Raw genomic sequence first — 23,608 nt, forward strand, 5'->3', positions numbered from 1 at the left:
TTGGATGGCTGACGACAATAGCAAAACCAATTTACCGCCATTATCCCTGCATGTTCCTGAACCGAAATATCGCCCGGGTGATACAGTTGATTATAGCGATGTAGACATACCAAGCGCAGGTGATCAACCGCGTCCCGATGTCAGTAGTGATCCGGCAATCATGCGTGAAATGGTGTATGATATGGTCCGGGTGCTGGATGAAGACTATAAAGCAGTTGGGCCATGGGATCCGAAGCTTTCTGATGACACGCTGCTCAAGATGCTGAAAACCATGGCACAAGTTCGAGCGTTTGACGACCGGCTGCACCGCATGCAGCGACAGGGCAAGACCAGCTTCTATATGAAATCCACGGGTGAAGAGGCGACTTCAGTTGCGGCAGCCATGGCGCTGCACAGCGATGATATGTGTTTTCCTAGTTACAGGCAGCAGGGGATACTTTTTGTCCGCGGCTATCCGATGGTGGACATGATCAACCAGATTTTCTCCAATCGAGAAGACAAGTTGAAGGGCCGTCAGCTACCGATCATGTATTGTTCGCGCCGACTGGGATTCTTTTCCATTTCCGGCAATCTCGCGACCCAATATCCGCAAGCTGTTGGTTGGGCGATGGCAAGTGCGGCCAAAGGGGATACGCGTATCGCGGCGACTTGGTGTGGGGAGGGGTCCACCGCGGAAGGCGACTTCCACAGCGCGATGACCTTTGCGACGGTGTATAACGCGCCAATCATTATGAATGTCGTGAACAACCAATGGGCGATCTCATCATTTTCTGGCTTCGCCGGCGGAGAGCGGACGACCTTTGCGGCGCGGGCAGCTGGCTATGGCATTGCCGGGTTGCGGGTGGATGGCAATGATCCGTTGGCCGTTTATGCGGCAACGCAATGGGCAGCGGAAAGGGCGCGTACCAATAACGGCCCTACATTGATCGAGCATTTCACCTATCGCGCCGAGGCACATAGTACTTCTGACGATCCTAGTGCTTATCGCAGCGCGCAGGAGCGGGAAGAATGGCCATTGGGCGATCCGATTACCCGATTGAAGCGCCATTTGATCCATCGCGGTGTTTGGAGCAAGGAGCAGCATGAAGCGCTCGACAAAGAATGTATTGAAGCCGTGAAAGTGGCGACCAAGGAAGCCGAGAAAAACGGCATTTTGGGTCATGGTCTGCACCAGCCGTTTGAAACCATGTTCCAGGATGTCTTTGAAGAAATGCCCTGGCATTTGAGAGAACAGAGTGAGCAAGCGAACAAAGAACGGGAAATCAAATGGCCTGATGCGGAGGCATCTAGATAATGACAACTATGAACATGATAGAAGCCATTAACAGTGGCCTGGACAATATGATGGCGCGCGATGATGATGTTGTCATCATGGGCGAAGATGTCGGCTATTTTGGTGGCGTTTTCCGGGCCACAGCAGGACTTCAGGAAAAGCATGGCAAGACGCGGTGCTTCGATACGCCTATCAGCGAATGCGGTATTATCGGTGTGGCCGTCGGCATGGCAGCTTATGGGATGCGGCCTGTGCCAGAGATCCAGTTTGCAGACTATATCTATCCCGGGCTGGACCAGCTTGTGTCCGAAGCGGCCCGTTTGCGTTATCGGTCTGCGGCTGAGTTCACCAGCGCGATTACGGTGCGCTCGCCCTTTGGTGGCGGCATTTTTGGGGGACAGACGCATAGTCAGTCGCCGGAGAGCATGTTTACGCATGTTTGTGGCTTGAAGACGGTGATTCCGTCTACCCCTTACGATGCCAAGGGGCTGCTGATTTCGGCTATTGAAGACAATGATCCGGTGATGTTCTTTGAGCCCAAGCGGATATATAATGGCCCATTCACCGGCTATTATGACAAGCCGGTCGAGCCTTGGTCGAAATTTGAATCTTCAGAGGTTCCCGAGGACTACTACAAGATTCCGATTGGCAAGGCGAACATCGTGCGGGAAGGCGATGCTGTTACGGTTCTGGCTTATGGTACGATGGTGCATGTCGCCAATGCAGTGGTTGAAGAACATGGCATCGACGCAGAGGTCATCGATTTGCGCACGCTCGTCCCGCTGGATATCGAGACGATTGAAGCGTCAGTGAAGAAAACAGGGCGCTGCCTGATCGTTCATGAGGCGACCCGCACCAGCGGATTTGGGGCTGAACTGTCGGCTTTGGTGCAGGAACGATGTTTCTATCACCTTGAGGCGCCGATTGAGCGGGTTACGGGATTTGATACGCCTTACCCCCATTCACTGGAATGGGCTTACTTCCCGGGACCGGTCCGGATCGGGGAAGCTTTGGATAAGATAGTCGGGGAGCTGACATCATGAGCATTTACACTTTTAACCTGCCGGATATCGGCGAGGGCATTGCCGAGGCGGAGATCGTTGCGTGGCATGTGAAGGTTGGGGATCGGGTCGAGGAAGATGACCAGATTGCCGATATGATGACTGACAAGGCAACCGTTGAAATGGAAGCGCCTGTATCGGGAACGATTGTGGCTGTTGCCGGGGATGAGGGTGATATCATTGCGATTGGTTCGATGCTGGTTGAGATCGAAGCGGAAGGTGACGGAAGTGCCGCGGATGCGGTGCCTTCCGAAAGTAACGCGGAGGCCGAAAGCGACGCTATGACGCCGCCTCAAGAGATTGAAATAAAAGAAGAAAGTGAGCCCGAGGCCGAAGTTCCCGCGCCAACACCCGCAGTTGACAAAACCGTTGCGGAACCAACCAAAAGTGACGCCATGACAGCAGAAAATGCACCATCGGCAAAGGTTCTTGCAACCCCCGCCGTGCGCAAACGCGCTGCGGATCTGGGCGTCGATCTGAGCCTTGTGAAGGCGCAGGGTGAGCATATCCGCCACAGCGATCTCGATGCCTATCTCAGCTATGGCAGTGGGCAGGGCTATCGTCCTGCAGGCGCTTCCCAGAAGCGTGATAACGAGACGATCAAGGTCATCGGCATGCGCCGCAAGATCGCGCAGAACATGGCGGAATCAAAACGCCATATTCCGCATTTCTCCTATGTCGATGAAATTGATATGACGGCGCTGGAAGACATGCGCGCGGACCTCAATGCCAATCGCGGCGACCGGCCAAAGCTGACCATGTTGCCCCTGATGATCGTCGCCATTTGCAAATCATTGCCGCAATTTCCGATGCTCAATGCCACTTATGACGACGAGGCAGGCCTTGTGACGCGTCATGGCGCTGTGCATCTGGGCATGGCCACACAGACCGAACAAGGCCTCATGGTGCCCGTTATACGGGACGCGCAGGATAAGAATATCTGGCAATTGGCGGCAGAAATCGGCCGTTTATCGGCTGCTGCGCGCGATGGCAGCGCAAAGGCTGACGAATTGTCGGGATCGACGCTAACATTGACGTCTCTGGGGCCTTTGGGCGGTATTGCGACCACACCGGTGATTCAGCGCCCGCAGGTCGCGATTATCGGTCCTAACAAGATCGTTGAGCGCCCCATGATCATTGACGGCGAGATTCAGGCGCGCAAGCTGATGAATCTGTCGATCTCGTGTGATCACAGGGTCGTGGACGGCTATGATGCCGCCAGTTATGTGCAAGCGCTCAAGCATTTGCTCGAAACACCTGTATTGTTGTTCGCTGATTGATTGTCGCGGTTTCCGGCACTCCCCAAAAGTGCTGGTTTTGCGATAATCGGCCAACAAAACGGACACAGAGCAACGTGCTCCGCACTTGATGCGGAGCCTAGGTTGACAGGGCGCAACAGCTAACCCTAGGCTCCGCATCAAGTGCGGAGCACAATACCAATCGCCTCCGCATCAAGTGCGGAGCACAACTCTATAATAATCCGCCGACTGAAAGGCAGCGGATTTTAGACGCAACTCACCCCTTAAAGCCCCAAACTTCCTAAGGTTTGCTGGTCAAATTTCAGGCGGAAGGTGATGAAAGGCCCATCTCTGGTATAGCGGCTTTCTTCAAAGTCGCGGTCTTCAAAACCCACCACATTATAGCCGAGCGAGATATAGCCGTTCTTAAACGGCGTTATCCCGATACTCGGTCCCCCGCTATAGGCAATCGTGTCGAAATCCGTGCCTATTCGCGCAGTCGCCTGTCCGCCGATGTCAATGGTGTCGGAAAGGTCGAACTTGACGTCCGCCCCGACCACATTGCTCCAGCCTTTGACATCATCTTCACCAAATTTATCGAAAACATAGCGGCTTCCCCAAAAGAAACTATATTCTCCGGCTTCGGTAAAGATGCCGTCATCCGCGTCAATCGGCGTATAATTGACGCTTAAACTATTGATAATTCTACGAGAAGTTACGTCCCCGTTGACCAGAAGCGGCGCGCCGCCAATCGGTCCGGCCGTGCCTGCCGTCGCATTGCGCACCCGGTCTTCGCGAAACTCGAGTTTTTCGAGCCACGACCAGCGGCTATCTGCCGGGCGATGGGCCCAGCTGGCTTCCGCTTCTATCACCCTTGTACTGGTGCCGGTTTCATCTTCGGCAACAAAGATGCTGCCCAATGCCCCCAGAGCACTGCCTTCACCGATCTGTTTCAATACCGCAGAGGTGAAGCCATAGCGTTCCGAAATATCGCCATCACGATATTCGGCGCGCGATACCCAGCTCCAATCGTCGGTTCGGAAGGTCGCGCCGGCGGTGACGGCGACGAAATCCTCTGTCAACGAGCCATCATTGCCCAGGAAACCACCGGAAGCGACAGGCTGTTCGTCGTTAATCACATCGCTGCGGTCAAAACCCCCCAAGGTTTCGTTGCCATCGAGTGAGAAATCGATCGTCCACTTGTCGTCGAGCGGAATAGACTGAGTCAGGCCGTAGGCGGCAAAGGTGCGCGGGCCAAATTCGGTAATTTCCTGTTGATTGGCGCTAACGACCGCTCGCGCTCCGTCCCATGGTGCAACATCGACACCAATGCGTGCCGTGCGCGCATCGATATTTTCGCCATCGGCAATTTCATAAGTACCGACCAGCTTGATATCGTTGGTGATCGCGTAGCGCGCGGTGACAGAATGACGGGCCGGGAAGTCGATACTTTCATCCTGTCCGCCAAGCGCGAATTCGGTTTGCGCATCCAGCTCCAGCTTGCCGTCAAACAGTCTTTGCGTCGCACCAAGCCGTGCAAGTGTAGAGCGATTGACGCTGCCGTCCGACAATCTGTCTTCGGCGTGGACCACACCGGCGCGCAGGGCCGTATCATCGCTTCGATATTCGATTTCTGCTGTGCCAGAGCGCCGACGGGCATCGGTGGTCAGGAAGTTTTCCTGATACCCGCTGGCCGCGAGCGAAAGCTTGTCACTCAAGCGCACCCGCGTGTCGATACCGAATTTGCGTGTACCGCTCTCGGCCGCATTGAGCTGACCCAGACCAAAGCCTGCGGATTGCTGACGCACATAGGCGAGTACATCGAAATTGGAGCCATGATGCTCGGCCTCGACCAGCCACGCGACGGCGCTATCCGCACCGCGCGGCTCACCGTTCAGCACATCGGCGGTTTTGTCTTCGCTGTCACTGGAAGCCACCTCAGCGCGGAATTCCGTTTTCAGATTGGGCCGGTAGCGGACATCCACGCCGACAAGATCGCTTTTGACGCTTTCATTCTCGTCATGGATCGCGGTTGCGCCGATTTTGAATTTCTTGTCCTTGGACTCGTAAGTCAGACGGCCACCAGCGTTGAGATCGCGGCCACCGACACCAAGCACCTCATATTCGGCGATGATGAATTGCGGATCGAGACCGCTGCTGCGGCTGAGAACAGGTTCACGGAAACGCAAGGTGCCAGCGAGATAGTCGATATCATAATCGATATGACGCGTTAGTTCTTTCCGCTCGACGATACGGTCAGAGCGCAGTCGATCGCGGGTTTCCAGCGTGATACGCTCGCTGTTCGCGATGATATCACGGGTGGAGAGGGCATAAGGGCCAGACAGGCCATTGCCCTGAATTTCCTCACGGCGGAAACGATTGGCGGCGTCCGCGCCAAAGGCCAGCGCGCTGACCTGATCGCTGCGATATTCGGCTTTTACGCCGTTAAACGCGCGTTGGTAACGGGCCAGTTCCGGTTCGTTGATGCCGGTTTCATAATCACCGAACAGTGCATAAAATTGCGGCCGTTCAAGTTTTAGATAGAGTCGGCGCACCGATGCGGCGTCGTAGCGTTGCTCGGACCGATCGGCATAAACGGTGTAATAACGGCGCGGATCAATGACGCCCGCAAAGCGTGTTTCATCTTCCTCTTTGTCGGTGTCATAAGACAGCGTCATCAGCCATTTGCCTGTAACCCGGCCTTTGGCGTAGAGCGCGACACGGCCATCGAGATTGATATTGTCATCATCCTCGGTCAGATCTTCCAGACGCTCGTCGAGGGTGTTGAAACCCACGGTTCCTGCGGCAAAGCCGACCACGGTCCACGGACGATCACCGGGATCAAGCCAGGTTTCAATGCGTTGTTCGCGCGATACTTCGCCATCGCGGAACGGGAATGTGACGCTGACAGAGCCAGAAGCGGTCGTTGGAGCCAATTCGATATAGGCAATGCCCTCATCGCCTTCCACGCGCCACACCGGGGCACCGCGTTCCAGGCCGGAAAGCTGGTTTGCCTGCTGCGCATCCACCTCAATGGCGGGGGCGTAAGGGGCAGGGACGCTGAAGTCGCCGGTTGCGCCGTGATGGGCAGGGCGGCCGTCACGGTCGGTCAGGCGCACGGCCAGAATGGGCCGGGTTACGCCGTCTGCGATCAGAACGGATTTATCTTTCAGCAGTTCAGCATTGAGAGGGCTCGCCGAATAATGGACTTCGCGGGTCAATAACTCGACCAGCTTGCCGTTTTTGTCCAAAACCCGCGCAACGAGCGTGTTTTTGCGGTTTTTGATATCCAGGCCGCGCCAAATGCTGATCTGTACCGATCCATTGGCGCTTTTCTCTTTGCCCTCATATGATAGCGGATTGACCTTTTCGCCGTTCAAAGAGAGTTCGACTCGTTGGCCCTTGCGATGCTTTACTGCTGCTCGCAGGGACTTAACCCGCGGATTATAGCCGGTTTCAGGGAAAACAAAGCCGATGCCCGGTGCCTGTCCGGCTAGCCAGTTACGCTCGGCACCCGCAGCTTCCTGATCGGAGAGTATTTTAGGTTTTTCGTATTTTTTGGCAGTCGTTACTTCGCGTGCAGCTACCTTTTTAGCCCGGAAATCTGCGCGTTTCAGCGCGCCGCCACGACCTTCGACAAAGCGAGAAATGTCGCTGCCGGCGGCGCGCGTGTTTTGCGCGCAGTTAATCGGAGCCATATCAGCCGGGAAAGTCGATGGATCGACCTGAACAACGTGCAATCCGGGTCTGATGCCCTCAAAATGATAGCGCCCGTCTTCATCGGTGACGGTATAGGTTCCGTCCTGCAGCATGACACGAATACCGCCAATTCCTGCGGCTTTGCGCGGGTCAACGCTGCATCCGCCGTCGGTAATACGGCCGATAATCGTGAATCTTTCGGAGATGCCGTCCCTTTCAATACGCACGGGCACACTGGCGACAGGGCTTTCGGCGCCGCGATTGTCGCGCGCCTGGGCCGTGTTGATCGCATCTCCGGGGCTGGCATCCTGACGGATTTCAGCCAAATAGGTGAGTAATCCGCTGCCTGCTGGGGGCAAAGCAGGGACAATGACAGAGAAATTCTGTCCGTTGGGCTGCACAATGGGCGTTACAAGAGCGCCGTTATAGCGAACAGTATCGATGCGCAGGCGCATCGCGTTCGGCAACTGGTCCTCAATCGTAACTGCGCCGGTTGTGCGCACCGGATCGCTGTTTTGCACGGTCACCCGGTACTGGAGGGCATCACCCGGGACGGCAATCGCGGTGGATACCTCCTTGGTGAGGGTAATCGGCACGCCCGGTCTGTCGAGCGGGACGTCGACGCGCACCGGCGCCGGGTCATCCAGCGTGATGATCCCGCCATAAGAGCCATCCACAATGGTGAAGGGCAGGCCGTCCGTTCGCCGGAAGCCGTCAAGCTCCTCAGGCGTGGCCGACGAGGGCGCCGTATAGGGCGCTGGCGGCTCGATCAGCAGCCTGTACTGGCCGGGACGGGCAAACGGGAAGCGATAGAAGCCCTCGGTAAAATTATACACGTTGCCGCCGCTATCGGTCACGGATCCGCCGGAAATCACTGTGCTGGGGAACACAGAAACGCCGTCATCACCGAAAACTTCAGCTGGCAGGCCCGTGGCAACGTCTATGAGCGTTACCCGTGTGCCATCGACAGGGGCACCATCGCCGCTGTCAAAGGTTTCACCAAAGGGATCAATCAATATCCCGACTTCGACTGTGCCAATGGCACTACCGCTGACCTCGTCAATACCAACGTTGAGCATATCGCCGGGCTGCACAGACAGAACGCAATCGCTCTGTACCGGCGCGGGCGGTATCGCTGCGGTATTGATCATGCCAACGAAACGACCGCTATTAATCTCGGTTTCGATGATGTTGATCGTCTCACGGTCGCCAGAAGGCGTCGTGAGGACAACATCGAAACTATCGATAGCGGCACTGTTCAGATTCTTGTTTGGGGCAAGAACTGAAACAATCAGGGGCTCTCCAGCGCGGATGCTGCTCGTTGGGGCGATAGCAGCCGGACTGGTATTGGTTCCAGCGAACGCGCCGCGTAGCTCAACCGGGACATTGCCGCCAGAGCCTCTGCAGATTGTTCCCGGAAGATTAAGCTGTTCCGCGCCTGGCGGATCATCAAAACGATATAAAGTGATCTCAGGCGGCACAGTTGGGGGTGCGACAACCTGAATATCGACGCGATTGGACGGGGTTTGCAAGCGCGTACTGCCAACGTCCCATTCGGCCTCTGCGACATTGGTAATAAGGGGAAAGCTTTGGGCGTGCGCAGGAATCATAGAGGCAGGTGCGATCATCGCCCCTGCAGCAAATGCCAGGCTGACTGGCTTAATAAGATTGGTTAACCAACGCATCCAAAAAGGGGGAGGCGGCGGCTTCCCGAATGACCGGAAAGCCGCCGCAATCCTTGACCTTTAGTCGACCGTTGCCCGGAAGAGCAGCGTTTCGGTAACGCCGGCAGCGACATCGCCGAGATCACCGGTGATGACACCGGATGATTCTGACAAAGTACCCGCATCGGCATTTGTACCCGTGCCATCGCAGGCAAGGGCAGAACGAACACCGTTAGCCGCCGGAATGGTGGCTGGTCCGGATACCGGCGCCGTTGCATAGAATGACAGATCCAGAGCGGAAATATCATCCGAAATGCTGACGCTGGTAGCGGTTGCACTGCCCGTCGCGTTGGTCACGGCGATACAATATTCGATCACCGCACCCGGAATGGATTTCGGGTTAGTGCTACCGTTTACCGGATCCCACAATACGGAACTGGATTTCACAACGCTGACATTAGCGGCGGAAATCACGAAGTTATCCGTGTCCGATGCCGATGCATTGACATAGACGTTGTCGATATTCGCTGCGTTAACAGTACCATCTTCGGTATTTGCGCCCGCGTTGACGGTGTAGTCTCCACCAAGGCTTCCGCCTGTAGCACCCTCTTTGATGGTCGCGGTTAGCGTAATACCTGCGGCGTCACCGGTTGCAAGACCAAGCGGGATATCACCGACAATATAGACGGTTGCGTTGGCGTCTTCAGCCAGCTCGTCAATGAATGTCGCGGTATCTTCCGCTGGCTGATAGCCAGGAGTTGCGCCGGATTCGACGAAGATGAGAAGCCCGGTCACATCAAAGTCGTCGGTGCCGCTAAATGGCGTCGCGGCTCCGGTTGTTTGCTGTGTAGCGCTCAGTTCAAAGTCGACGACATCGTTTGAATCGTTGGTCACCGTGTAGGTCAGGAAGGCCGGATTAGGCGCGCCTGCCGTCTGGCCTGGCGTAACCGATTGGGCAGCACCATTGGCTTCCGAAACGGTCAGGTCGAGCTTACGGTCGACTGTGAACGTGTCTGAATCGGTTTCAGCCGTCTGGGATACGCCACCAACCTGATAGTTTACGGTGACGTTGTTGGTAATCGCGTCGCCTGCGGTCGTTCCTGCAGCAAATGCCGGGTTTGCACCCAGCATTGCGGCAGTAACAGTGCCTGTGGCAACGAGAAGTTTCAGTTTACTGGTCATTACTGTACTCCTGTTTCACTCTATTGTGGATCGCCTTACCCCCGCGGCGATCCGATACGGTTTGCGGTCATTTTACTGTCCCGCGAAATACAAGTTTTCCTTCCGAACCCACTGAAAGAGAACGATTAAATTTCCACTTGATATGCGTTACGTCGCTCATCAGGGCAGGGCGAACCTCCCCGTTTGCGCGCGTATAGGTAAGAGCCGAAAGCGGCCCCCAGTTTTTGCCTCCGTCAACGGAGACAATTTCGGTGCCATCAGACGTTCCGTTGAACGCGACCGCTTTGGGGAGCGGGTTGGTGACAGAGAAATCGGTAGCTGGCGTGCTGCCAACATTCTTATATTTGACAACGAAGACGAGATTATCGCCTGGAATGACCGTTTTGGGCTCTTCCAACATGACGGCGGTTTGTCCGTCCGCGTTCTCGATCTTGCGTTCGACAAAAACATCGCTGGAAAGTGCGACATTGTTGGCAGCCATGGCCGCTCCGGGTGTGATCCCCGGGATTGCTAAGGCTGCAAGCATTGCTAAACGTTTCAAAAGATTGATTTTCATCCGATTTTCCTCAATCTATCGTTACTTGGAAAGTGATGGTGCGGGTCTGGCCGCCGGGAACCGTGCCCAGGCTGACTGCAATCTCGCTGCCGTCAAATGACCCGGCGTCAGCATCGGCATCGCTGTCTGTCAGGTTTGCGCCTTCCAGAGTGATGCTTTCTGCCGTGTAGGTGGTGTCAGTGGGTATATCGTCGGTGATATTCAGGTTGGTCAGGCTGCCTGATCCCGTGATTGTAGCAACGAGCTGATAGGTAATAGTCGCACCTGGAACCGGCTGATTTCCGCCAAATTGATCGGTCACAGTCGCACTTTTTACCAGCGCGACCTGCGCCGCCTGTATCAAGAAGAAGCTGCTTGCTTCGCCGTCGGCGCCGGTTGAACCGACAACAGCGTCACCGCCGCCATCACCTTGACCGGCAAAGCTGGTACCAGGCGTGCCGCTTCCTGTAATAGCCACGGCGGACAATTCGACTTCTGCGCGTTGCCCGTCTGTTGCGGACACCGGGATATCCGACAATATAAAGACGTTTACGCTAGCATCTGGTGCCAATACCGGATCATTTGAGCCGGGCGAATAAATCGTATCAACACCGGGATCAAAAACACCATTGTCGTCGGTATCCAGATAGATAACGGCGTTGCTGGTATCGAAATCGTCGCCGCCCTTGGCTGTATCGGCTGTGAGCGTAAAGGCTTCATTGCCGTTGCCAGTGTTGGTGACTTGATAGGTTGTAACTTGCTGTGTGGCACCGCTATCTACAGCAATGTCACCCGGGTCGGCTGATGCGACTGTTACATCAAGCAGTTCGTCCACGGTAATGGTTACGGTATTTGAATCGATCACGACAGGACCGCCGGGGCCATCGTAGGACGCTTGGGCGGTGTTGAGAATATCCGTGCCGGCTATCGTGCCAGCGGCGTTGGCCGCAGACATGCCCACTGTCCCCAGCGTCATGACGGACAGCGTGGCGGCCAGCGTCATGGCACCGCGTTTTGCTATCGCGCCAACAGGCTGAAGACAGCCCGTCAAACATGATTTTCCTACATAATTCATGAACTTGATATGCAGGAGAAAGGCAAATATTTCGTAAAGATGACGTCAAAAAGTCGTTGCCGTCATTTCAAATAAAATCCATAAAAAACAGATATTTAATATATGTTTCAGCAAGGAATGTAACGTTTGCTTAATGCCATTTTAACTGTAACGATTTGTAACATATGTTAAACTGTGTAACACTTTCATCCGAAATGGGGGCTTCGCAAAACCGTGGTTTTAAATTGGCCTATTGGGTCAAGTTGACGCCAGATCGGTCTTCGGGCTTGCCGGAATTTCGCAATCAAATCAGCGACCCAATAAGCGGGAAGCAAATTTTCTTTGAATCTTTGCAAGAGTGTTGTTGACAGTCAGGCAGAGCTCTTATACTTGCGCTTCTCCACTGCATATCCCGGCGAACATGCCGGTGCATAAGCGGGTGTAGCTCAGTTGGTTAGAGCGCCGGCCTGTCACGCCGGAGGTCGCGAGTTCAAGTCTCGTCACTCGCGCCATTGCCTCAAAAAGAGGTTATTGGCGGTTCAGGAACGGAATTTCCCGGTATTTATCCATAGCAGTAGCGGTTTGATGGGATATATCCAGATTATCCCGGCGATCACGTAGATCGGCAGCTGCAACCAGAAATTCAGATCGCTGATCCAGTCGATCAGGCTAACAACAATACCGCTCCAGATCAAAATGAAGACCAGCATCAAAATCACACCAACAGGAGCGCGCCAATTGGGTGCATCTGGCGGATTGTAAGGCGGTTTCTTGTCCGGATTTGTCGTCATGACGTCATATTAACTCGTTGAATTATCTCAGATTCTGTCACGATCATCTCCAAAGTGACGTCATGAGGCTGCATCGGGATATTATCAGCTTCCTGTACCGACCAAGCAAGGCCAATTCGAGTTGCGTCAGGGTGTTTTGCGAAGGTCCGGTCATAGTGCCCTTTGCCTTGACCGAGTCGGCCCATTGATCGATCAAAAGCAATCATCGGGGTTATTATGAGATCCGGTACCACGACTGGACAATCGGCCTTGGGCTCCGCAATATTCTGATATCCGGCTTCTAGCAGTTCCATGGTGTCGACTTGCCGGAACTCCAAGGGGGAATCTCCTGTAACTGCCGGAAACGCGATGATTTTTCCTATCTCGATACAATATTCAGCGAGCCTGGCGGTAGGAGCTTCAGGGCCCATTGCGCTGTACATGGCGACGATATTGCTCTGTTCAATCAGTTTGGCCAAAGGCGAGGGAGGGCGTCGGAACGCCAGACCTTTTGTCGCAGCATCCAACTGGCTGTAAAAAGCATCGCGTCGCCGCCGATACTCTTCACGTAATTTCTTCTTTTCATCTGATAAATTATTCAAAGATAAATCTTTCTTGGAGAAAGGTGACGGGACCACCAGGGTCGTTTGCCGGAAAATCCTCTGACGCCAATTACGTCAGGTGGGCGCCATATGCTTCGAACCCGACTTCCGAAAAGTCCGCAATCCGAGCAGGGACAGCTCCCTTGGATGTTATATCGCCTCAGGGATGTTCGCTTCTGGCTCGTGCCAGGCAGTACCCGTCAACAGCTATCTAGGGAACATTGGCGGTCTGCTCAAGGCTGTTCGCAAAGGCTTCTGCGCGATCTGCCAGTTTTTCCAGCGCAAGGAGCACGCGTTCATCTTCGGCATCGTTGGTTTTCTGCGGCTTACCAGCGGGCGGAATTGCAGGTTGTGGTGCCGGTTCATTGCGGTCGGCATTTTTTGTGGCATGAAGTTCGTCCGCCAGCAAAAGGGATGTGAACAACAGCATCCGGCTTTCTGTCAGACCAGCAGGATCGCCAGCTTCTCCTGCTTTCGCGTCAACCATGGCTCCTAATTTGCCAAGATGCTCTTCCTCGCCATCCTGGCAGGTGACCATGAACGAACGACCGCCGATTTCCAGCTTTACCTGTGCCATATTAGCGCTCCTGCCGGGCAATCAGCCCGTCAATCGTATGAATGGCCTGTTTCATTTCTTCTTTCAGGGCCGCGTGCCGTTTTTCCAGCTCTGGATCGACCTGTGGGGCTGTTGTGGCTGCCTTGACCGTTTCTATGCGACTGAGCGCCCGCTCTATGCGGCCGATCGCGAGGATCACTCGTTCGTTTTCCATGACTTGGTTCCGACTTATAAGTTATTGTGTTTCATTGGTAACAATCTCGGGCCGCTGCGTAAACACTAGATCGGTGAAGCGCAGCCTTGACGATATGAGCGCAGGCCATCAAAGGGTGTGTCAAAATGGCGAATCGGTAGATTTCCAATATTCCATCGTTGCCATAATTTGATCACTGCTGGGGGATCCGAAAAACATGGCCGTTTCTGATAAAATTTCCGAAAAAACCATGGCAAATGCCATTCGCGCATTGTCGATGGATGCAGTGCAAGCGGCCAATAGCGGTCATCCGGGCATGCCTATGGGCATGGCAGACGTAGCGACCGTATTGTTCAGCGATTTCCTGAAATTCGACCCGAAAGCGCCAAAATGGGCGGATCGCGACCGGTTTGTCCTGTCTGCGGGTCATGGGTCCATGCTGATCTATTCGCTTCTACACCTGACCGGTTACGAGCGTCCCACATTACAGGATATCAAGGATTTCAGGCAATTATCGTCACCTTGTGCGGGCCATCCTGAAAATTTCAAACTGGAAGGCGTTGAGGCAACCACCGGACCTTTGGGGCAGGGCTTTGCCATGGCGGTCGGCATGGCAATTGCCGAACGGCATTTGAACGCTCATTTCAGCGATGACCTGGTGGATCACAAAACCTGGGTTATCGCGGGTGATGGCTGTCTGATGGAGGCAATCAACCATGAAGCGGTTGGTTTGGCCGGACATCTACAGCTCGGCCGCCTCAACGTTTTGTGGGACGATAATGGTATAACCATTGATGGCGGCACGGATTTGTCCACCAGCGAAGATATTCCGGCGCGTTACCGGGCTTCAGGCTGGCATGTGGTGTCCTGTGACGGGCATGATTTTGACGATATCCGCAAAGCACTGAAAGAAGCCGAAGCCGATCCGCGGCCTTCGCTTATCGCTTGTAAAACCGTGATTGGCTATGGCTCTCCCAACAAGCAGGGAACCTCCGCTACCCATGGAGCAGCACTTGGTGAAGACGAAGTTGCAGCAACCCGGCAATATTTGGGCTGGAATGATAAACCCTTTGAAATTCAAGATGATATATTGGCGTCATGGCGTAAGATTGGCGAAAAAGGAGCCGGGAAACGCGCTGAATGGGAAGCGCGTCTAAAAGCTCACAGTCTTTCTGAAGAATTTGAGCGGCGCATGTCGGGTGCTTTGCCCGATAATGGTGCGATGCAAGACTATCTTGAAGGCCTGGCCCAAGACCCACCGAAGGTAGCAACGCGCAAGGCGTCGGAAATGGCATTGGGCGCGATTACCGCTGCTTTGCCGGAAATGGTGGGCGGTAGCGCCGATTTGACCGGTTCAAACAATACCAAGACAGATTCGACCAAGCCTTTGACCAAGGATGATTATTCTGGGCGTTATATCTATTACGGCATCCGCGAATTTGGCATGGCGGCGGCCATGAACGGTATGGCGCTGCATGGCGGTATCATCCCTTATGGCGGCACATTTCTGGTCTTTACCGACTATTGCCGTGGTGCAATGCGGCTTTCCGCCATTCAAAATACACGCGCGATCTATGTGATGACCCATGACAGTATTGGTTTGGGTGAAGATGGGCCCACCCACCAACCGATTGAGCATATTCAAAGCCTGCGGGCCATGCCGAATATGCAAGTGTTCCGCCCAGCAGATGCAATCGAGACAGCGGAATGCTGGGCCCTGGCGATCAAGCGGTCGGAAGGGCCTTCGACGCTGGCTTTGACCCGTCAGGGGCTGCCGCCGTTACGCCATGACGTCAGCGTAAACCATTGTGAAAAAGGCGCTTATTTAATGAAACCGGCGGAGAACGCTAAACGCGTTGTGCTGATCGCCACGGGGTCTGAAGTATCGCTAGCGATGGATGTTGCGGCCAAACTGGAGGCAAATGGCGTTGGTGCAGATGTCGTGTCGATGCCTTGTACCGAATTGTTCGATGCGCAATCCGATGATTATAAAGCGGAGCTGCTCGGCGGGTCCGGAACATTACGGGTTTCCATTGAAGCCGGAACGACTTTTGGATGGGAGCGTTACACCGGACTGGACGGCCTGCGCTTCGGCATAGACAGTTTTGGCGCATCCGCACCGATTAATGACCTGTTCGAACATTTTGGTCTCACCGCAGAGGCGATTACACCACAAATAATGGCAAAACTGGGCTGAAAACAGCAAGAAACTGGAATTCAAAGGAGCAACATTTATGACAAAAGTAGCAATTAACGGATTTGGCCGCATCGGCCGTTTGGTCGCTCGTGCTATATTGGAGCGCCCGGACTGCGGCCTTGAACTGGTTGCGATTAATGACCTTGCTGATGCGAACGCCAACGCGCTTTTGTTCGGATATGACAGCGTCCACGGCCGTTTTCCGGGCGAAGTGACCGCCGACGGCGACAGCATTTCAGTGAATGGTAAGAAAATCGCTGTCACGTCGGAACGCGAGCCGGGCAAGCTGCCCCATGGCGAAATGGGTATTGATATCGTTCTGGAGTGCACAGGCTTCTTCCAGTCGGTGGAAGCGGCGCAGCCTCATATTGATGCAGGCGCCAAACGCGTTTTGATCTCTGCACCGGCTAAAGGTGACCTGAAAACAGTCGTCTATGGCGTGAACCATGACGTATTGACGTCATCGGATGTCATTGTTTCCAATGCCTCTTGTACGACAAACTGCCTTGCGCCCGTTGCCAAGGTGCTGAACGACGCGATCGGCATTGAGCGCGGTTTCATGACCACGATTCACAGCTACACGAATGACCAGCGCATGCTCGATCAGATGCACAGCGACATGCGCCGGGCCCGCGCTGGTGCGGTTAACATGATCCCGACGACAACAGGCGCTGCTCGTGCGGTGGGTCTGGTATTGCCGGAACTCAACGGCAAGCTCGATGGTTCCTCGGTTCGTGTACCAACGCCCAATGTAAGTCTGGTCGATCTGGTCTTCACGCCAGGTCGCGACACCAGCGTTGAGGAAATCAACGGAGCGCTGAAAGCCGCAGCTGACGGTCCTATGAACGGTGTTCTCGTCTTTGAGGACAAGCCGCTGGTTTCCAGCGATTTCAACCATCAGCCGGCCAGTTCCTCGGTCGACAGCCTGGAAACCTCGGTCATGGACGGCAAGCTGGCCCGCGTGGTGAGCTGGTATGACAATGAGTGGGGTTTCTCCAACCGGATGATCGATACCGCAACCGTTATGGCAAAGTTGCTCTAAACAGAAAGGTTCTGAGCAATGGCTGGTAATAGCTTTAAAACACTCGATGATCTTGGTGACGTGTCTGGGCAACCCGGACTGGTCCGGGTGGATCTGAACGTCCCGATGGCGGACGGCAAGGTTACGGATGATACGCGGCTGAAAGCCGTTGTGCCGACCGTGACAGAGCTGGCCGATCGCGGTGCCAAAGTGTTGTTGCTGGCCCATTTCGGGCGACCCAAGGGCAAGGCGGATATGAAATATTCGCTGGAACCCGTGGTCGCGCCTCTGGCCAAGGTGCTGGGCCGCGACGTCGGCTTCATGCAAATGCCAGATCGCGATACCATTGATGCGTTGCCCAATGGCAGCATTGTGGTGGTCGAAAACAGCCGTTTCGCGCCGGGTGAAGAGAAAAATGACCCGGGCATGGCCAAGGCAATTGCTTCTTTTGGCACATTTTACGTCAATGATGCTTTTTCTGCTGCCCACCGGGCACATGTGACAACCGCCGGTCTGGCCGAACATCTACCAGCTTATGCAGGACGCTCGATGGAACGGGAGTTAAGCGCGCTTGATAAGGCGCTCGGCGATCCCGAGCATCCGGTGGTCGCTGTTGTTGGCGGGGCGAAGGTTTCCAGCAAGCTCGATGTTTTGCGGCAAATGGTTGAGAAAGTGGACCATCTGATCATCGGCGGCGGCATGGCCAACACATTTTTGGCGGCGCGCGGGGTCAATGTCGGCAAATCGCTGTGCGAGCATGATCTTACCGACACAGCCAATGAGATACTGGAAGCGGCGGACGAGGCCGATTGCACGGTCCATCTGCCCTATGATGTGGTTGTCGCAAAGGAATTTGCTCCCAATCCGCCCACCCGCACCGTCAATGTGCATGAGGTTGCCGAGGATGAAATGATCCTTGATGTCGGGCCAGCAGCTGTCGAAGCCCTGTCCGATGTCCTGAAAACCTGTAAAACCCTGGTCTGGAACGGACCAATGGGCGCGTTTGAAACACCGCCTTTTGACATGGCAACCGTTGCGCTGGCGCAAACGGCCGCGGCACTGACCAAGGAAGGCTCCTTGCTTTCCGTTGCCGGTGGGGGCGATACGGTTGCTGCGCTTAATCATGCTGGCGTTGCCGATGATTTCAGTTTTGTATCCACCGCTGGCGGCGCATTCCTGGAATGGATGGAAGGCAAGGAATTGCCGGGCGTAAAGGCCCTGCAACGATGAATATCCGGCCTGCAGAAGATAGAGACAGGCCGGTAATCGCGGAAATCCATGCGCGCAGCTGGCAGGAAAATTATCGGGATTATTTGTGTGAAGACCTGCTGGACAATCAACTTTCCGGAATGATGGCAGAGCGTTGGCGCAATGCCGAGATTGGTCGACAGGACATCGTTCTGGTAGCCGAAGATGATCGGGTCCAAGGCTTTGTTGCGGTCTGGGATGACGAGATGCCCTATATCGATAATCTCCATGTTCGCAGCGAGGGTCGGTCCAAGGGCATTGGTCGCAAACTGCTTGCCGCAGCTGCCCGTGCAGCCAAGGCAAATGGCCGCAAAGCAATATGGTTGCATGTGGTAGTCGGCAATGACCGTGCCCGCAGCCTGTATACCCGTTTGGGCGGGGCTCCGGACGGAATTGAAGACAAAGACCTTTATGGGACCATGGTTCCCAATGAACGTATAATATGGCGGGATATCGATATCCTCGTCGAACAATCTAACTGAACGAGGACGAATTTCATGCATGATCCGAAGATGATGGACAAAATCGAAAATGGCGCAGGATTTATTGCGGCTTTGGACCAGAGCGGAGGGTCTACGCCAAAAGCGCTGAAAGGCTATGGCGTCAGCGAAGATGCTTATTCCAACGATGATGAGATGTTTGCTCTGATCCATGGCATGCGCAGCCGTATCGTGACTGCACCAAGCTTTGGTGGCGGAAAAGTTATCGGCGCGATCCTGTTTGAAAAAACCATGGACGGCCAGGCGGATGGAAAACCGGTGCCCACTTTGCTCTGGGAACGCGGCGTCGTACCGTTCCTGAAAGTGGACAAAGGTCTGGAAGATGAGGCCGACGGTGTTCAAATGATGAAACCTAATCCCGGTCTTGGCGAATTGCTCGAACGTGCCAAAACAAAAGATGTGTTTGGTACAAAGATGCGTTCGGTTATCAATCTCGCTTCACCAACCGGAATCGCAGCGATTGTAAAACAGCAGTTTGACGTCGCCAGCCAGATTCTGGATCACGGCCTGATGCCGATGATTGAGCCTGAGGTGAACATACAGAGCGCCGAGCGCGCCCAATGCGACGCCATCTTGCTGGAAGAGATCACGAAGCAGCTTGATGCGCTGCCAGAAGATCGCAAAGTCATGCTGAAACTGTCGATCCCGACCGAAGCCAATCTCTATGCGCCGCTTGTCGACCATCCCCGGGTGGCCCGTGTAGTTGCCCTTTCTGGCGGGTTTTCACGCGATGAGGCCTGCACCGAACTGGCCAAAAACCGCGGTATGATAGCAAGTTTCTCTCGTGCTTTGCTGCAGGATCTGCGTCATTCCATGACCGACGAAGAATTTGACCAGTCGCTGGGCAGCGCCATTGATCAGATTCACAAGGCTTCGACCGTCAAAGTATAAGGGAACAGCATTTGGCAAAGTCCGATCCAAGTTGGTCAGATGTGGATGACTATATCGTCGAGCATTTGATCGGTAACGATCCGGCGCTCGACGCCTGTCTGGCTGCCAATGCACGTGAAGGCCTTCCTGCCATAGATGTTTCGACCACTCAGGGGCGGATGCTGGAGCTGCTTGCGCGCGGCGTAGGCGCAAAGCGCATATTGGAAATCGGAACCCTGGGCGGATATTCAGCCATCTCGCTGGCACGTGCGTTGCCGGAGGATGGTCATCTTGTTTCGCTGGAACTGGAGCCTGAATATGCCGCGCTGGCCAGAAGCAATATCGAGAAAGCCGGGCTGGCGCCCAAGGTCGAAATAATAGCCGGTGAGGCGGTGAAATCACTCGCAGCGTTGGAGGCGAGTGATGCATCCCGGTTCGACTTTGTTTTTGTTGACGCGGACAAAGAAAATTATGCGACCTATCTGGAACATGCAATTCGTCTTTCCCGCCCCGGAGCCATGCTGGTTTTTGACAATGTCGTTCGAGAGGGTGAGGTTATCAATGCCGATAGTTCTGATCCCAAAGTGCCCGGCACACGGGCGTTGTACAGCGCTTTGCAAAACCACCCTCTCGTCGATGCCACGGCTATCCAAACGGTCGGTTCAAAAAAATGGGACGGGTTTCTACTCGGCATTGTTCGGGATAATTGAGGGGTAACAACCATGACTATACCATCCTGCCAACTGTACCTGATTTCACCGCTTGATGTCGGTGGTGACTTTCCGGAGCGGTTGCAACAGGCGTTGGAAGCGGGGCCTGTGGCTGCTTTCCAGTTTCGCGTGAAGGATGTCGAGCAGGGCGAAGCGGAACGTTTGGCCGAACCACTTAAAGAGATCTGCGATGCGCATGATGTCGCTTTCATTGTGAATGACGATGTTGATTTGGCCAAGCGTCTCGCAGCCGATGGTGTCCATTTGGGGCAGGGCGATGGCGACCTGAAAGATGCTCGGGTTGAATTGGGCGATCAGATGCAAATCGGCATAACCTGCCACGACAGCCGGCATCTGGCGATGGAGGCCGGGGAGGGCGGTGCCAATTATGTTGCTTTTGGTGCGTTTTTTCCCACCACGACTAAGGAAACCCGTCATCGACCAGAAGTCGATATACTAGAATGGTGGTCGACGATAATGGAGATACCGTGCGTTGCCATTGGGGGGATTACACCGGATAACTGTCAGCCGCTGGTTGATGCAGGTGCCGATTTTCTGGCGGTAAGCGGTTCGGTATGGAATGATCCGGAGGGTCCGACATACGCGGTCAAACGTTTCAATGAAATATTGGCAGGCTAAGCCATCGAACGGACAGCGCTCAGGAAGAGCTTTCGTTCACCCCGATATTCGATTCAACATATTGTTCCAAAAACTGGTCTTTGGAAGGTGGTGCAAAATTTGGCAGTTGTTCCAGATCTCTAACATATTCAGGGAGCGGTACAGTGGAACGCACCATGCCATCACTAATGGAATAGCCGAAAAGGCCAGACGCAACCGGATCGCATGGGTCCGTTTCTTCTGCGGGTTTGTTTCGATCGGGTTTCAGGATTTCTGCTTGCGCCATATCCGTTAGTTACATTGATGTCAGTGCGCGGTATTGTATGAAAAAGACATGCTGGCAGATATCAAGCCGCAATCGTTCAGGGTCTGATGACAAAAAGTCCCTTACGTCCTCTCAGGAAATTTCTCATGAAACTCTCTTCCGAAGGAATTCCGAAATGCGGCATGCGTTCGATTTCGCTCAAAAAGCCGTCATGGCATGCCGGTGACGAAGTGGGCACAGGTGCTTCGGTCCCGCTGAATAAACCAGCAGCAGGAGCAGTTGTTTCTTCGGGCGACACCGGATCCGGGACATTTTCCATTAACTGGCGCGTAGATTGTGCTTAGGGGAATGTATTGTATGAAATCGCCATATCCGGTCTTCGCTATGCTTGCCTATCTTCGTTCGCCGTTATAGAGGGCCGCAACACAAGATTTCCGAAAGCGAGACGTTCCATGAAGATCAGCGGTGTAGATATCCGTCCCGGCAATATATTGGACTATGAAAACGGCCTGTGGAAGGTCGCGAAGATTCAGCACACCCAGCCCGGCAAAGGCGGTGCATATATGCAGGTGGAAATGAAGAACCTGGTGGATGGCCGCAAGACCAATGTCCGTTTTCGCAGCGCTGATACAGTCGAGAAGGTTCGGCTGGATACCAAGACGTTTCAGTATCTTTTTGCCGATGATGATATGCTGACTTTCATGGACAAGGAAAATTACGAGCAGATTACATTACCTGCAGATTTGCTTGGTGATGCGGTTGAGTTTTTGCAGGACGGTATGGATGTTCAGCTTGAGCTTTACGAAGAGAAACCGATTTCCGTGCAGTTGCCGGACCAGATTGAAGCCGAAATTGTGGAGGCCGATGCGGTGGTCAAAGGCCAGACCGCTTCGTCGAGCTACAAACCTGCGGTTCTCGACAATGGCGTACGTGTCATGGTTCCGCCATTTATCTCGGCCGGGACGCGGATCATTGTTGATGTCTATGCCCGCGAATATGTCGGCAAGGCATAGCAAGAGGATTACATGCCAGCACATTCCGCCCTTATAACCGTCATGGAACGCGCCGCGCGCAAGGCGGGATCACGCCTGCGCCGCGATTTTGGTGAAGTAGAGCATCTTCAGGTGTCCAAAAAAGGCCCGGCTGATTTTGTATCCAAAGCCGATATGCGATCCGAACGCATTCTCTATGATGAGCTGATGAAGGTGCGCCCGGGCTGGGGCTTTGTGCTTGAAGAAGGCGGCATGATTGAAGCTGAAGAAGGCAAACCGCGCTGGATTGTTGATCCACTCGACGGCACCAGCAACTTCCTTCACGGCATACCGCATTTTGCGATTTCCATCGCTGTGCAAGAACGGTCCTATGATGGACAGGGCTGGGGCAAGATTACCAGCGGTCTGATTTACGAGCCGGTTTCCGACCAGACATGGTGGGCGGAAATGGACAAGGGGGCCTATCTCGGTGACAAGCGCTTGCGGGTTTCGGCTCGGCGTGACCTGTCCGAGGCGCTGATCGCCACGGGCATTCCTTTCAAGGGGCATGGCGACTTGGCCGAATGGTCGCGCATTTTCGGTTCCATTGCACCGCAAGTGGCGGGTATCCGCCGCAATGGTGCAGCTTCGCTCGATCTCGCCTGGTTGGCTGCTGGCCGTTATGACGGTTTCTGGGAAGCCGACCTGCAGGTTTGGGATGTCGCGGCGGGCATATTGATGGTCCGTGAAGCCGGCGGTTTCGTGAGCGATTATACCGGCGGCGACCAACCGATCGGGCAGCGTGAAATATTGGCCGCGAACGAGGCACTGCACAGCAAGTTGCACAAAATTCTGGCGAGGTCGCTGCTGTAACAATGTAAACAGCAATAGATAGCGCCAATTCGAGCCATTTGGCCCTTGCAGCTTGGTGAGCCTATCCCTAAAAGCGGCCCTGAATTTTAGAGAAACGAGTCTTTTGTGGTCGATCTAACCGAATATGCGCCAATACTGCTTTTTCTTGCAGTGGCTCTTGGCCTTTCTGCCCTGTTTGTTTTTCTGCCCATGGGGGTGTCCCGACTAACGGGCACGCATAGTCCGGATCCTGAAAAACTGTCCGAATATGAATGCGGTTTTCCTGCCTTTGAAGATTCACGCAGCCAGTTTGATGTGCGCTTTTATCTCGTCGCCATCCTGTTTATCATTTTTGATCTGGAAGCAGCATTCCTGTTCCCCTGGGCGGTATCACTCGACCAGATTGGCTGGACCGGCTGGTCATCGATGATGATCTTCCTGTTCATCCTGACGGTCGGCTTTATTTACGAATGGAAAATGGGAGCGCTCGATTGGGAGTAGAAACTGGCAGCAACGTTATTCTGAATGC

23 protein-coding genes and 1 tRNA gene are annotated in these 23,608 nt (G+C 54.4%); 15 read left to right on the plus strand and 9 right to left on the minus strand.

Annotated elements, in window-relative coordinates:
- Positions 1–4 precede the first annotated feature (4 nt).
- From DK507_RS13105 to DK507_RS13115, 3 genes are read left to right on the plus strand one after another with little or no spacing between them, the layout of a single operon-like run.
- Positions 5–1,294, plus strand: coding sequence for a 3-methyl-2-oxobutanoate dehydrogenase (2-methylpropanoyl-transferring) subunit alpha (locus tag DK507_RS13105; protein WP_109356798.1), 1,290 nt, complete (start codon positions 5–7; stop codon positions 1,292–1,294).
- An 8-nt stretch (positions 1,295–1,302) separates the two neighbouring features.
- Positions 1,303–2,316, plus strand: coding sequence for an alpha-ketoacid dehydrogenase subunit beta (locus DK507_RS13110; RefSeq protein ID WP_109357683.1), 1,014 nt, complete (start codon positions 1,303–1,305; stop codon positions 2,314–2,316).
- Positions 2,313–3,614, plus strand: a complete 1,302-nt coding sequence (locus DK507_RS13115) for a dihydrolipoamide acetyltransferase family protein (RefSeq protein WP_109356799.1) — start codon at positions 2,313–2,315, stop codon at positions 3,612–3,614. The genes DK507_RS13110 and DK507_RS13115 overlap by 4 nt, the downstream gene beginning before the upstream one ends.
- Before the next feature lie 242 nt (positions 3,615–3,856).
- Here DK507_RS13115 and DK507_RS13120 read toward each other — a convergent pair whose 3' ends face one another.
- The 4 genes from DK507_RS13120 to DK507_RS13135 all read right to left on the minus strand — a co-directional run bounded on the left by DK507_RS13120 (position 3,857) and on the right by DK507_RS13135 (position 11,703).
- Positions 3,857–8,899 (minus strand): hypothetical protein, encoded by a 5,043-nt coding sequence (locus DK507_RS13120; RefSeq protein ID WP_254054384.1) that lies wholly within the window; start codon positions 8,897–8,899, stop codon positions 3,857–3,859.
- A 117-nt stretch (positions 8,900–9,016) separates the two neighbouring features.
- Positions 9,017–10,117 (minus strand): hypothetical protein, encoded by a 1,101-nt coding sequence (locus DK507_RS13125; RefSeq protein WP_109356801.1) that lies wholly within the window; start codon positions 10,115–10,117, stop codon positions 9,017–9,019.
- 67 nt (positions 10,118–10,184) lie between these two features.
- Positions 10,185–10,673: a hypothetical protein gene (locus DK507_RS13130; RefSeq protein ID WP_109356802.1), complete on the minus strand. Its 489-nt coding sequence runs from the start codon at positions 10,671–10,673 to the stop codon at positions 10,185–10,187.
- 10 nt (positions 10,674–10,683) lie between these two features.
- Positions 10,684–11,703, minus strand: a complete 1,020-nt coding sequence (locus tag DK507_RS13135) for a hypothetical protein (protein WP_109356803.1) — start codon at positions 11,701–11,703, stop codon at positions 10,684–10,686.
- A gap of 438 nt (positions 11,704–12,141) precedes the next feature.
- Between DK507_RS13135 and DK507_RS13140 the strand changes: the two genes are divergently transcribed.
- Positions 12,142–12,218 (plus strand) — tRNA-Asp (locus tag DK507_RS13140).
- Between the two features lie 27 nt (positions 12,219–12,245).
- Here the strand turns inward: DK507_RS13140 and DK507_RS13145 are convergent.
- The 4 genes from DK507_RS13145 to DK507_RS13160 all read right to left on the minus strand — a co-directional run bounded on the left by DK507_RS13145 (position 12,246) and on the right by DK507_RS13160 (position 13,848).
- On the minus strand, positions 12,246–12,497 hold the full coding sequence (locus DK507_RS13145) for a DUF2842 domain-containing protein (RefSeq protein WP_109356804.1): 252 nt from the start codon (positions 12,495–12,497) through the stop codon (positions 12,246–12,248).
- The gene (locus DK507_RS13150) at positions 12,494–13,078 is read right to left on the minus strand and encodes a 5-formyltetrahydrofolate cyclo-ligase (RefSeq protein ID WP_162559044.1); all 585 of its coding nucleotides are present in this window, start codon (positions 13,076–13,078) and stop codon (positions 12,494–12,496) included. The genes DK507_RS13145 and DK507_RS13150 overlap by 4 nt, the downstream gene beginning before the upstream one ends.
- A gap of 211 nt (positions 13,079–13,289) precedes the next feature.
- Entirely contained in the window at positions 13,290–13,655 is a 366-nt protein-coding gene (locus DK507_RS13155; RefSeq protein ID WP_109356806.1) for a cell division protein ZapA, read from the minus strand.
- A gap of 1 nt (position 13,656) precedes the next feature.
- Positions 13,657–13,848 (minus strand): hypothetical protein, encoded by a 192-nt coding sequence (locus DK507_RS13160; protein WP_109356807.1) that lies wholly within the window; start codon positions 13,846–13,848, stop codon positions 13,657–13,659.
- Positions 13,849–14,044: 196 nt separating this feature from the next.
- Here DK507_RS13160 and tkt point away from each other — a divergent pair, with 196 nt between their 5' ends.
- From tkt to thiE, 7 genes are read left to right on the plus strand one after another with little or no spacing between them, the layout of a single operon-like run.
- Positions 14,045–16,024, plus strand: a complete 1,980-nt coding sequence (tkt, locus tag DK507_RS13165; protein WP_109356808.1) for a transketolase — start codon at positions 14,045–14,047, stop codon at positions 16,022–16,024.
- A gap of 37 nt (positions 16,025–16,061) precedes the next feature.
- Positions 16,062–17,066 (plus strand): type I glyceraldehyde-3-phosphate dehydrogenase, encoded by a 1,005-nt coding sequence (gene gap, locus DK507_RS13170; protein WP_109356809.1) that lies wholly within the window; start codon positions 16,062–16,064, stop codon positions 17,064–17,066.
- Positions 17,067–17,084: 18 nt separating this feature from the next.
- Complete coding sequence (gene pgk, locus DK507_RS13175; RefSeq protein ID WP_109356810.1) at positions 17,085–18,275, plus strand: phosphoglycerate kinase; 1,191 nt, start codon at positions 17,085–17,087, stop codon at positions 18,273–18,275.
- A complete protein-coding gene (locus tag DK507_RS13180) occupies positions 18,272–18,775 on the plus strand; it encodes a GNAT family N-acetyltransferase (protein ID WP_162559045.1) in 504 nt (167 codons plus the stop codon). Before pgk ends, DK507_RS13180 begins: the two co-directional genes overlap by 4 nt.
- Before the next feature lie 15 nt (positions 18,776–18,790).
- Positions 18,791–19,684: a fructose bisphosphate aldolase gene (locus DK507_RS13185; protein ID WP_109356811.1), complete on the plus strand. Its 894-nt coding sequence runs from the start codon at positions 18,791–18,793 to the stop codon at positions 19,682–19,684.
- Between the two features lie 11 nt (positions 19,685–19,695).
- Positions 19,696–20,373, plus strand: coding sequence for an O-methyltransferase (locus DK507_RS13190; RefSeq protein ID WP_109356812.1), 678 nt, complete (start codon positions 19,696–19,698; stop codon positions 20,371–20,373).
- 12 nt (positions 20,374–20,385) lie between these two features.
- Complete coding sequence (gene thiE / locus DK507_RS13195; RefSeq protein ID WP_109356813.1) at positions 20,386–21,012, plus strand: thiamine phosphate synthase; 627 nt, start codon at positions 20,386–20,388, stop codon at positions 21,010–21,012.
- 19 nt (positions 21,013–21,031) lie between these two features.
- Here the strand turns inward: thiE and DK507_RS13200 are convergent, their stop codons facing one another.
- Positions 21,032–21,277: a hypothetical protein gene (locus tag DK507_RS13200; protein WP_109356814.1), complete on the minus strand. Its 246-nt coding sequence runs from the start codon at positions 21,275–21,277 to the stop codon at positions 21,032–21,034.
- 125 nt (positions 21,278–21,402) lie between these two features.
- Between DK507_RS13200 and DK507_RS13205 the strand changes: the two genes are divergently transcribed.
- From DK507_RS13205 to DK507_RS13220, 4 genes are all read left to right on the plus strand, one after another.
- Positions 21,403–21,600 carry a hypothetical protein gene (locus tag DK507_RS13205; protein ID WP_109356815.1) on the plus strand — a complete coding sequence of 66 codons (198 nt, stop codon included), beginning with the start codon at positions 21,403–21,405 and terminating at the stop codon, positions 21,598–21,600.
- Positions 21,601–21,708: 108 nt separating this feature from the next.
- Positions 21,709–22,269, plus strand: coding sequence for an elongation factor P (efp, locus tag DK507_RS13210; RefSeq protein WP_109357685.1), 561 nt, complete (start codon positions 21,709–21,711; stop codon positions 22,267–22,269).
- Between the two features lie 12 nt (positions 22,270–22,281).
- On the plus strand, positions 22,282–23,100 hold the full coding sequence (locus tag DK507_RS13215; protein ID WP_109356816.1) for an inositol monophosphatase family protein: 819 nt from the start codon (positions 22,282–22,284) through the stop codon (positions 23,098–23,100).
- 105 nt (positions 23,101–23,205) lie between these two features.
- Positions 23,206–23,580, plus strand: coding sequence for an NADH-quinone oxidoreductase subunit A (locus DK507_RS13220; protein ID WP_109356817.1), 375 nt, complete (start codon positions 23,206–23,208; stop codon positions 23,578–23,580).
- The last annotated feature ends 28 nt before the right edge of the window (positions 23,581–23,608 follow it).

The sequence above is a fragment of the Sphingorhabdus sp. EL138 genome, assembly GCF_900258045.1.
In the GTDB taxonomy this organism is placed as follows: Bacteria; Pseudomonadota; Alphaproteobacteria; order Sphingomonadales; family Sphingomonadaceae; genus Parasphingorhabdus.